We start from the raw sequence: 11,429 nt of genomic DNA on the forward strand, positions 1-11,429 counted from the left end.
ATAATGGCAGATATAATTAAAATTACTTCAAAAGAACAATTTGACAAAGAAATTAAGGAAGGAAAAGTATTAGTAGATTTTAATGCTACTTGATGTGGACCTTGTAAAATGCTAGCACCCGTTCTTCATAATTTTGCTAAAAAAGTAGATGGTGTTAAATTTTTGGATGTGGATGTTGATTTAAATCGTCAAGTTGCTGAAGAATTTAAAGTAATGTCAATTCCTACACTAATAACTTTTGAAGATGGAAATCAAAAAAACAAACATATAGGCTTTGCTACTCCTGACCAACTAAAAAATTTAATTAATTAGTAAAAAACCAACCTTTTTATTTGCTAGGTTGGTTTTTATCATAAATAAAAACTTGATTTTAATAAAAAAAGTAGAACTTCAAAAGTTCTACTTTTTTTATTCTTTTGGTTTCATTTGTGGAAATAATAAAACATCCTTAATAGAGTCAGAATTAGTTAAAAGCATAACTAATCTATCAATTCCAATACCAATACCTGCAGTTGGTGGCATCGCATATTCTAAAGCCTCAACAAAATCAATATCCATATCATTTGCTTCATCGTTTCCTTTAGACTCTTCTTCTAATTGAGCTTTAAATCTTTCGTATTGATCAATTGGATCATTTAACTCACTAAAAGCATTAGCATATTCTCTACCAATAATAAATAATTCAAATCTATCAGTAAATCTTGGATCATTTGGATTTGATTTTGCCAATGGAGAAATTTCTTTTGGATGACCATAAACAAATGTAGGTTCAACAATAGTTGACTCAACAAATTCTTCATAAAATAAGTTGATTATATGTCCAACGGATTCTTGGTGTTTTTCAACATAAACATTATGTTTTTTAGCTAATTCTAACGCTTGTTCTACAGTCATTTTTTTTCAAAAATCAACACCTGTAACCTGTTTAATCCCATCAACCATATGTAATCTTTTAAAAGGTTTTGATAGATCAATTTTAATATTGTTATATTCTATTACACTACTTGGATTTACAGCTAAATTACATACTCTAAAAATTTCTTCTGTTAAATCCATTAAAAAGAACATATCTTCATAGGCAACATATAACTCAATACTTGTAAATTCAGGATTATGTCTTGCACTCATACCTTCATTTCTAAAAATACGTCCTATTTCATAAACCCCTTCAAAACCACCAACAATTAAACGTTTTAAATGTAATTCTGTTGCTATTCTTAAATAAACATCAGTATTTAAAACATTATAATGAGTAACAAATGGTTTAGCAGAAGCCCCCCCTTTTAATGAATGTAAAATAGGAGTTTCAACTTCCATATATCCTTTATTATCTAAAAAGTTTTGTATTGTTCTTATAATTTTAGTTCTAGCCTGAAATGTTTTTCTAACATCATGATTCATAATTAGATCAACATATCTTCTACGATATTTTTCTTCTATATCTTGAATTCCAGCATGTTTATCAGGTAAAGGTCTTAAAGCTTTAGAAAGTAAAACAACTTCTTTGCATCTAATTGATAATTCACCGTGATCTGTTCTCATCATAATCCCCTTAACACCAACAATATCTCCAAGATCTAAATTTCTAAAGTCCTCAAAAGCTTCTTGACCTATTTCATCTAATCTTACATATAATTGAATGGTTGAATCTTGATCATCAATATTAACAAAAGCTGCCTTTTTACCAGCTTCTCTATATAATTTAATTCTTCCAGCTACAATAACTTGTTCTTGGTTTAAATTTAATAAATCCTCTTTACTATAATCTTTATATTTTTCATTTAACTTTAATAGTGTAGTGTTTCTTTTTCAATTTGTTATTTTGTAAGGATCTTTATTTTGATCAACTAAATTTTTATATTTATTTCTTCTAACTAATTCTTGTTCACTAAATTTTCTTTCATCTAACATATTTGTTCTTCTCTATACTCCTTAATAATATCTTCTACATCTTTAACAATTTCTATTTTATTGGCCTTTTCTTTTAGAATTTTAGTTAGTTGTTTGTTATTTAAAACATCTAAATATCAAGTTAAATGCTTTCTAAATTCTTTAATGGCAACTGGTTCAGTTTTAAGATCTACTAACAATTTTAAATGTCTTAAAACTGTTGTTTTTCATTCATCAAAACTAGGCTTTTCTAATTCTTTTCCTGTTTTTAAATAGTAATTAATTTGTTCAAAAATTCAAGGATTTCCTTGACAAGCTCTTGATATCATTACAGCATCACAACCAGTTTCATCTAACATTTTTTTAGCAGATTTTCCATCAATAACATCACCATTTCCAATCACTGGAATACTAACAGCTTGCTTTACTTCTTTAATTTTTTCTCAATCAGCATGACCAGTATAAAAATCATTTCTAGTTCTAGCATGAACTGCAATTGCACTTGCCCCAGCTTTTTGAATTAATTTAGCAACTTCAACAGCATTAACACTATTTTTATCTCAGCCCAATCTAATTTTTGCAGTAACTGGTTTAGTTGTATTTTTAACAACATTTTTTACAATTTCATAAATTAGTTCGGGGGTTTTTAATAAAGCCGATCCACTTTGAGAACGTATAGCAACTTTGGGAGCTGGACAACCTAAATTTAAATCAATAATGTCGCAATTTACATTATTTTCAATTCACTTAGTAGCTGTTATAAATTCTTCAACATTATTTCCAAAAATTTGCATACTTATTGGATGTTCAATTTTATTAACATTTAACATATCAAGTGTTTTTTTATTATCATGAACCATTCCTGCAACTGAAACCATTTCAGCATAAACTAAACTAGCTCCATGTTGTTTTGAAATTATTCTAAAAGCTTCATTACTAACTCTAGCCATTGGTCCTTGAACTACTTTACCTTGAATTTCTACATTACCAATTTTCATTTTAACCCAATCTTTTTCCGTGTGCATATAACTTAGAATTTACATCAGTAAAAAACACTCATACTTTTTGAGAATAATTTTTAAAATAATCAATAATAAAATCAGCTAGAAGCTGTTCTTTATCTGGTCTTGACATTCACTCAACTGTTACATAAATTGGATTAGTATTTCATTCTGTTATAAAAATTTCAGAATTTTCTCAAATAACAAAAATATTTTTTGAATCTGCTTTTACTAAATCTGCAATTTTTTCAATATTTTTTGAGAATTGTTTAACTTGATCTTTTTCTAAACCACTAAACTTAATGATTGGCATAATAAATTTCTCTTTTTCTATGTAATTTTAATTACAAAATAAATAATTATAGTAAATCAAAAAATAATAAATTTTATAAACTAATTAACCAAATAATTATTTAATAAATTCTTGGTTATTAAAATACGGTCTTAATAATGTTGGTAAAATTAATTTTTCACCATCTCAATAATTTTCTAAAATAGCTGCAATCAGTCTATCAACTGCAACTCCACTTCCATTTAATGTGTGAACTAATTTAATTTTTGAATCTTTATCTTTAAATCTTGTTTGCATATTTCTAGCTTGAAAATCAGTACAATTTGAACATGAAGATATTTCACGATATTTATTTTGTTCTGGAAATCAAACTTCTAAATCATAGGTTTTAGCAGAACTAAAACCAATATCTCCACTACATAATTCAACAACTCTATAAGGTAAATCAAACATATTTAAAACATCTTCAGCATCCTTAATTAGCATTTCTAATTCATTCATTGATTCTTCTGGATGAACAATCTTTACTAACTCAACTTTATTAAATTGATGTAATCTAATCATTCCTTTAGTATCTCTTCCAGCGCTTCCTGCTTCTTGTCTAAAACATTGAGTAAAAGAAGTATATTTTAAAGGTAAAACATCATAAGTCAAAATTTCATTAGCATGCAAATTAGTTAAAGGAACTTCACTTGTTGGAATTAAATATTGTTCTCCAACTTGATACATATCTTCACTAAATTTTGGTAATTGGCCTGTTCCTAACATAACGCTTTTATTTACAATTAAAGGACAAAAAATTTCCTTATAGCCATTTTTTTCATGTCTTTTTAATAAAACATCAGCAATGGATCTAACTAATTTTGAACCTAATCCAGTATAAATTAAAAATCTTGACCCACTCAATTTAACTCCCTTTTCAAAATCTACTAGACCTAATTTTGTAGCTATTTGTCAATGTGGAGTAGAATGTTTTAATAAATTGGAATGGTTTGATTTTCTAATTTCAACATTATCTTCATCGCTTTTACCAAAATAAATATCTTTGTGTGGCAAATTAGGAATATATGATAGTTTTTCTAAGATTTGATCATTAACAGTTCTTAACTCATCATCTATTTTGATAATTTGTTCATTTAAACTAACAACTTCAGCTTTTGCTTTGTCAGCTTGTTCATTTTTTTTATCTTTAATTAATATTCCAATTTCTTTTGATAACTGATTTTTTCTAGATTTTAATGCTTCAGATTTAACTAATATTTGTTTTCTTTTAAGATTTTTTTCTACTGCATATTTTAAATCTTCACTATAATCTTGCTGATTACGTTTATTTAATCTTTGAATTACTTCATCTAAATTCTGTTCAATATAATTAATGTCTAGCATTACAAAAAACTCCTTTTATTAAAATTAATTATATTATAAGTAATTCTTAAAACAAAAAACAAGCCGTAGCTTGTTTTGATATTATTGATATATTTTTGTAATCTTATTAAGTAATCCTAATGTTTTTCCTAACATTGGTCCTGCTAAGAATAAGAATCCTATAGTACCAATATTTACATAGTTTAGTAAGAATTTAGCTTTAATATCTCAAGATATAGGATTTACTAAAAGCATAATAACTCCAGGAATAATAATTAATACATCCATTAACACTCTTGAAACATTAAATGGTAATTTAGTTAATCTCATAAAGTTTGTGTTGATTGAGTTATATGATCCTAATAATCAACCTGAGTGAATTCAAAATGTTAGTCCAACAATATATAAAACAAATGCAATTGTGAAAAATATTGTTCTAAATTGGTAAGCAGTTGATTGATTAAACAATCAATCTAAATATCCAATTACTTTTAACATTTCAATTTGACCATCAATTACATATGATAATCCGACGTTAATTATTACATCTAAAACAATTAGTGGTATTAATTGTAATCATAACTTTTTATCTTTTGTTATTTTGTATTCTCTAATAATTGATAACACTAGAAACACAACTGAAACTAGTAATAAAAATCCATATAATGACATTAAAGCTAGTTTGTAATTAGTTGCAGCAACTAATCCTTCAACAGTTTTGTCTCCAACTTTTGCTCAATCTTTAAACAATGCTAATATACTAAAGTTTGTAAAATCTACTTGACTTGCTCCTACTGCTGTTGGTACATATAAAGCAATTGACAATGAAAACAAATACAATCCAATTAGTAAACAACCTAACCTAATTAAGTATTGTTTTTTGTTTTGACTAATACTTGTTTTTAAATTGCAAAAATATTTTTTCATTCTCTATCTCCTTTTTAGTTTTCATAATATTATAACCTAGGAAACATTTATTTTAACATTTTTTTAATAAAGTATATAGTAAATATCAATATCTAATTTATTAATAGGCTAAATAAATTTAATAAAAGTTCAACTAAATAATAATTTTGTCCTATTCTCAATTATTAAAATTTGCACAAGAATTAAAATAAATATTAATTAAAAATCATTACATAAATACAACTTACTAATAACATAATAAAATTGATAATAAAAAAGTTAAAACCTAAAAACACAATCTATTTTCTAATTAAAAAAATATTCTTATTGTTTCTAATCAATTTAATTAAGATTTAAAAATAGATATAAAAAATCTAGCGGGGGGGGGTGCTAGATTTTGTTTTTTTATTATATTGCATTATCTATTTCTGTATATTGAATATTTAATGAATCAGCAACATTTTTATAAACTAATTTACCATTAACAGTTTGTACACCTAATTTTAATGCACTATTGTCTTGAATAGCTTTTTTTCACCCTTTTGATGCAATTTCTACTACATAAGTAAGTGTAGCATTAGTCAAAGCAATTGTTGAAGTTCTTGGAACTGCTCCAGGAATGTTTGGAACTGAGTAATGAATAACATTGTGTCTTATAAAAGTAGGATTAGCATGTGAACTTATATGATTAACTGTTTCAACACTTCCACCTTGATCAATAGCAACATCAATAATAACACTATTTGGTTTCATTGTTTTTACCATTTCTGTTGTTACTAATTTGGGTGCTAACTTACCAGGAATTAATACAGTTGAAATAACTACATCACTTTCTTTAACAGCTTTTGCAATATTTGCATAATTTGATTTTAATATGTTTGCTTTGTGTCCATATGTTTCATATAGTTGTCTAATTCTATTTTCATTAAATTCAATTATAGTAACATTAGCTTCCATAGCTATTGCTAATCTAAGAGCTGAAGACCCAGCAACTCCTCCACCAATAATAGTAATATTAGCTTTTGGAGTTCCAGGAGTTCCACTAACAAGTACTCCTAAAGCATCTTTATCTGTATTTTTTAATAATAAATTTGAAGCAATAATAACTGCCATTCTTCCAGCAACTTCACTCATTGGACGTAATAAAGGTAAAGCTTTGTCTGGTGTTTGAACAGTTTCATAAGCAATAGCAATGACTTTATTTTTGATTAATTCTTCTGTTAAATCTTTTAAACCAGCTAAGTGAAAATAAGTAAAAATAATTTGGTTTTCATAAAAATATTTGTATTCTGATTTTAAAGGTTCTTTAACTTTAACAATCATTTCTTGTTTTCAAACATCTTCTACATTTTTAGTGATTTTTGCTCCTGCTTTTTCATATTCAAGATCACTAAAACCACTACCTAATCCAGCTCCTGATTCAACTAAAACTTCATGATTATTTCTAACTAATTCAACAACTCCCATAGGAGTAATACCAACACGATTTTCATTTTGTTTAATTTCTTTAGGTAATCCTATTTTCATATTATTCTCCTTAATCAAACAAATATATATAATAAAATGTCATACTATTTATGATTGGCATTTATGGTTTTATTTTATCACTACATATAAATCAAATATAAAATTGCAAAAAGCTTATTTATTTTTATAAATATCAATATCTAATTTTTTAAATAAGTTTAAAAAACTTTGAGTATTAAACACATTATATAAAACTATTGCAGAAATTACTGATACTAAATATTGAATAAAATCAGCTATTAAAGATATTAGTGCTTTAACATTAGCTTGACTAGTATCACTAGAATTAGAATAATAATTAATTACATAAGCATATAAAACATATAAAAATATAAAGAGTTCAGAAATCATTATATTTAAATAAAATGGTAATTTATACATTAATAATTTAATTGAAACAAACATTAAAATATGAATAATAATTGAAATAGGAACATAAAAAGCTGCTCCTGAAACTAAATTAAAAATCATTGCATAAACACAACCAACAACTAGCATCATAGGACCAAGAATAAAAAAAGTCAAACTTAAAAACAACCCATCTGCAACTTGAAACAAAGCAGTTCCTGCTATTTGAATCATAGAAGTAGTTAAGGCTATAACTGTTAATAAGCTTGACAAAATTGCTGTTAAAACAATATATTTAATACTTTTAAAATAAGAAATTCAATTAATAATTATTTTTTTGTTACTCATTGAATTATTCTATCTTATTTATTTTTTAAATATACCAAATAATAATTTAAAAAAGTTTCAAATAAAACCAGTTATAAAAATTAGTGGTCCTATGTAAATAACTAATAATACTCCGATTTTTTGTCCTAATGTTGCTACGTTTAATTTTAATAAATCAATTGTGCTAGTGTCTTTAAGAACTTTTGTAGCTCTTTGTAAGAAATTTGCATCAATTTGTGATTGTGAAAATCCTAAAACAATAATTCCAATCAAAATAACAATAATAGCTAAAACTAAAGAAATTAGTATTTTAAATATCTTTCTGAACATATATTTCACTCTTTCTTAAAACTATAATAACATAGTGCTATAAATTATCTAATAAAATAAGTTAATTTGAACAAAAAATTTTTAAAACTATTATGTGTACTAGGTTTTTATAGTATTTACTTAAATTTAAAAAAATCAAAATTATGATTAAAGATAGCGCAAAAATTTTAAAAAGTGGAGAATTTTTAAGAAAAAGATTACCGAAAGTAAGACATTATGTTTTTATTTTTTGACTTAATTACTAACTTTGTCTTATCCTCCTAATCTCTTGCTTTTATTTCTTTAATTAACTAAAATAGTAAACTATTGAATAAGATAGTAACAAAAACTATTGAAGACATTCCAAATATATAAAATCTATTGAATCCTTATATTATTTTATTTTCTACATTTTCTAGAAAGATAAAATAAATTAGATGTCTAATCTTACCTTTTTATACATATTATAAAAAATGATAAGCAGCTACTTGTAACTCAACAAAACCAAATTTAAGCTTATGTTTTTATTATTAACTATTTAAAGAAAATAAATATAAAATATAAGTTGAAAAAATACTAAACTGTGGGGTGGAATAATGAAAAAAGCAAAATACAATTTAACTCCAATATTAAAATGAGTTGGAGGAAAAAGACAATTATTGAATGAAATTATTCCTCTAATACCAGAGAAAATCAATACGTATGTTGAACCTTTTCTAGGTGGCGGAGCTGTATTATTTTTTGTTCAGCCAAAAAAAGCTATAGTAAACGATTTAAATAAAGAATTGATTAATGTTTATAACACTATTAAAAATAACCCTAAGGAATTAATATCTAAATTAAAAGAATTAAAATCACTAAATTCAGAAAAGTATTTTTATGACTTAAGATCATTAGATAGAAATAATGATTTTCATCAATTAGATAACGTTTTTAGAGCAGCAAGAATAATTTACCTAAACAAGACTTGCTATAACGGATTGTTTAGAGTAAACAAGGCAGGTCAATTTAATACCCCATATGGTAGATACAAAAAGCCAAATATATTTGATTTGAACAATATATCAGAAATGTCAAGATATTTTAATGATAATAATATTCAAATTATTAACAAAAGTTACGAAGAAGTTCTTAAAAATCTTAAAAAGGGGGATTTTGTTTATTTAGATCCTCCTTATATGCCTTTAAGTAGCTCTTCTTCATTTACAGGTTATACACAAAGCGGTTTTGATGCAAATCAACAAATCAAATTAAAGCAAATCTGTGATGCATTGAATAAAAAGGGGGTTAAGTTTTTATTGTCTAATTCAGATCATCCATTTATAAAAGATTTATATAAGAATTATACAATTACTATTATCAAGGCTAAAAGAGTAATTAATAGCAAATCTGATAAAAGAGGAGAAATTAACGAAATATTAGTAAGGAATTATTAGTATGAATATAAATGATGCTTGAAACAAACTTTTTGATAAATACAAAATTCTAGATGAAATAAATAAAAAAGGTTTTTATATAATAAAAACTGAAACTATTAAGGAATTTAATGAACCAAGATTAATGGCTAAATTCGATAGTTCTTTAAAACTACCTGAAATTTTCAAACAACACAATATTAATATTTTACCTATTAGTAAAAAGAAATATATACTATCTAGTTTTAAACTATATGAATATATTGGTCAGCTTGGTGAAAATAATAAACATAATATAGAAAAAATCATAATTGAACATAATTATCAGTCAATTAACATTAATAATATTTCTTCTGAATCAAGTGCTATTATGAGCTTAATTCTAACTAAAACATTAGATAATTTTTTAGTCGAAAACGATAATACAATGACATTCTTTGGTAGAATGTGAACAAAAAACTTTGATTTTTTTATAGATAAAATAGATAACAAAAGTATGAAAATTGAAGTTAATAATTCTCAATGCGAAATAGATGCCGGTTTAGAAAACAAAAAATCACTTGTTATTTTAGAAGCAAAATTATCAAGTGATCCAGACTTTAATATTAGACAATTGTACTATCCATTTAGACTATGATCTAATAAAGTTGAAAAACCTATTAGATTAGTCTTTATAAATTACTTTAATCAAATTTTTAGATTATTTGAATATAAATTTGAAGATATTAATAATTTATCTTCGATTAAACTAATTAAACAAAAAAGCTACTCTTTATACGATACTAAAATAACACTTGATGATATTTATAAAGTTTTTTTAGAAACTAAAGTTATTTACACAGATAACCAATATGAATCGGATACTGTTTTTATTCAAGCAGATTCTTTTTGAAGAATTATAGATATATTAGAATTTTTATCAAGAAAAACTAAAACTAAAAAACAAATTGCGCAAATTATGAATTTTACAGATAGGCAAGCTGACTATTATTTTAATGCTGGTAAATATTTAAAATTGTGAGATAAGAATAAAAATACCAAACAAGTGTTTTTGACTAATACAGCTAAAAAGATAATAAAACTTAATTACAAACAACGTCAATTAAAATTGGTAAATTTAATTCTAGAACATAAGATATTTAACGAATTGTTTATCCAAACTTATACTAACCAACAATTCCCAACCAAGGAAAAAATTATTAGCATTATGCTGGAAAATAACGTATGTAGTAAAAATCTAGTGGAGAGAAGATCTAATTCAGTTTTTGCTTGAATAAAATGGATTTTTAATTTAACAAATATTTAAATAAAATTTATTCTCTCACAAACCCTATTTTCTCAATTTTAGTGCAGAATAAGGGGTTCTAGGTTTCTTAATAACGTAATTATAAAAAATTTAAAGTAAATTTAGTGTAGTTCATTTATTAATTTATAATTCATAATTTAAAATATTGAAAAAATTAATAAATGATGACAAAAAACTTTAGATTAGCTTTTTTTAAAAAAAGGACTACAATATTCATATGATTTTAAGGAGGAAGTTATGACAAATTATCAATTAAAAGATCATAAAAATAACTTAGTAGAATTAAACAGCTTAGTTGGACCAAAAGGTCTTGTTATCTTTTTTTATCCTAAAGCTAAAACCTCTTTATGTACTTTAGAAGTTATAGAATATCAAAAACATTTAGATGAATTTAAGCAATTAGGATTTAATGTAGTTGGAGTTAGTCAAGATGAACCTAATAAAAATGATGAATTTTGTTGTGAACAAAATTTAAGCTTTTTATTACTTTCTGATTTAAACAAAGATTTAGTAAATGAATTTAACTTAACAAGTGAAACAATTGTTTTAGATGATGAACCATTTGTTAAATATGAACGTTCAACATTTGTTTTAGATAACCAATTAAATTTATTAAAAGAATTTAGAAATGTTGATCATATTGAACATGTTAGTGATCTTTTAGAGTACTTAAAAAAGAATGACTAATAAATTAGTAAATTCTACTATAACTTATGATATTAAATTGTAATTAACCTTAATAG

Annotated in this window: 12 protein-coding genes; 4 read left to right on the forward strand and 8 right to left on the reverse strand. The window is 24.7% G+C overall.

Features of this window, described 5'->3' with window-relative positions:
* Window positions 1-3 precede the first annotated feature (3 nt).
* On the forward strand, window positions 4-312 hold the full coding sequence (gene trxA / locus V2P32_RS04950) for a thioredoxin (protein ID WP_434343557.1): 309 nt from the start codon (window positions 4-6) through the stop codon (window positions 310-312).
* Window positions 313-408: 96 nt separating this feature from the next.
* On the opposite strand, the gene lysS is transcribed toward trxA, so the two are convergent.
* The 8 genes from lysS to V2P32_RS04990 form a co-directional block, all read right to left on the reverse strand.
* Entirely contained in the window at window positions 409-1,911 is a 1,503-nt protein-coding gene (lysS, locus tag V2P32_RS04955; RefSeq protein WP_434343558.1) for a lysine--tRNA ligase, read from the reverse strand.
* Window positions 1,905-2,888 (reverse strand): tRNA dihydrouridine synthase DusB, encoded by a 984-nt coding sequence (dusB, locus tag V2P32_RS04960; RefSeq protein WP_434343559.1) that lies wholly within the window; start codon window positions 2,886-2,888, stop codon window positions 1,905-1,907. Before dusB ends, lysS begins: the two co-directional genes overlap by 7 nt.
* A 1-nt stretch (window position 2,889) precedes the next feature.
* Window positions 2,890-3,204, reverse strand: coding sequence for a DUF1904 family protein (locus V2P32_RS04965; protein WP_434343560.1), 315 nt, complete (start codon window positions 3,202-3,204; stop codon window positions 2,890-2,892).
* 96 nt (window positions 3,205-3,300) lie between these two features.
* Window positions 3,301-4,569 carry a serine--tRNA ligase gene (gene serS / locus V2P32_RS04970; protein ID WP_434343561.1) on the reverse strand — a complete coding sequence of 423 codons (1,269 nt, stop codon included), beginning with the start codon at window positions 4,567-4,569 and terminating at the stop codon, window positions 3,301-3,303.
* An 81-nt stretch (window positions 4,570-4,650) separates the two neighbouring features.
* A complete protein-coding gene (locus V2P32_RS04975; RefSeq protein ID WP_434343562.1) occupies window positions 4,651-5,475 on the reverse strand; it encodes an SPE_1075/MLC_0560 family membrane protein in 825 nt (274 codons plus the stop codon).
* A gap of 387 nt (window positions 5,476-5,862) precedes the next feature.
* On the reverse strand, window positions 5,863-6,981 hold the full coding sequence (gene ald, locus V2P32_RS04980; RefSeq protein WP_434343563.1) for an alanine dehydrogenase: 1,119 nt from the start codon (window positions 6,979-6,981) through the stop codon (window positions 5,863-5,865).
* 114 nt (window positions 6,982-7,095) lie between these two features.
* Entirely contained in the window at window positions 7,096-7,677 is a 582-nt protein-coding gene (locus V2P32_RS04985) for a hypothetical protein (protein WP_434343564.1), read from the reverse strand.
* A gap of 18 nt (window positions 7,678-7,695) precedes the next feature.
* Window positions 7,696-7,986, reverse strand: a complete 291-nt coding sequence (locus V2P32_RS04990) for a hypothetical protein (RefSeq protein ID WP_434343565.1) — start codon at window positions 7,984-7,986, stop codon at window positions 7,696-7,698.
* A 575-nt stretch (window positions 7,987-8,561) separates the two neighbouring features.
* Between V2P32_RS04990 and V2P32_RS04995 the strand changes: the two genes are divergently transcribed.
* From V2P32_RS04995 to V2P32_RS05005, 3 genes are all read left to right on the forward strand, one after another.
* Window positions 8,562-9,401, forward strand: a complete 840-nt coding sequence (locus V2P32_RS04995) for a DNA adenine methylase (protein ID WP_434343566.1) — start codon at window positions 8,562-8,564, stop codon at window positions 9,399-9,401.
* 1 nt (window position 9,402) lies between these two features.
* Window positions 9,403-10,686: a type II restriction enzyme gene (locus V2P32_RS05000; RefSeq protein ID WP_434343567.1), complete on the forward strand. Its 1,284-nt coding sequence runs from the start codon at window positions 9,403-9,405 to the stop codon at window positions 10,684-10,686.
* 237 nt (window positions 10,687-10,923) lie between these two features.
* The gene (locus V2P32_RS05005) at window positions 10,924-11,373 is read left to right on the forward strand and encodes a peroxiredoxin (protein WP_434343568.1); all 450 of its coding nucleotides are present in this window, start codon (window positions 10,924-10,926) and stop codon (window positions 11,371-11,373) included.
* Window positions 11,374-11,429: the final 56 nt, after the last annotated feature.

The sequence above is a fragment of the Mycoplasma sp. 06067-C1-B144P-99-0482-3 genome (genome assembly GCF_051053925.1).
Lineage (GTDB): Bacteria > Bacillota_I > Bacilli_A > Mycoplasmatales > Mycoplasmataceae > Mycoplasma > Mycoplasma leachii.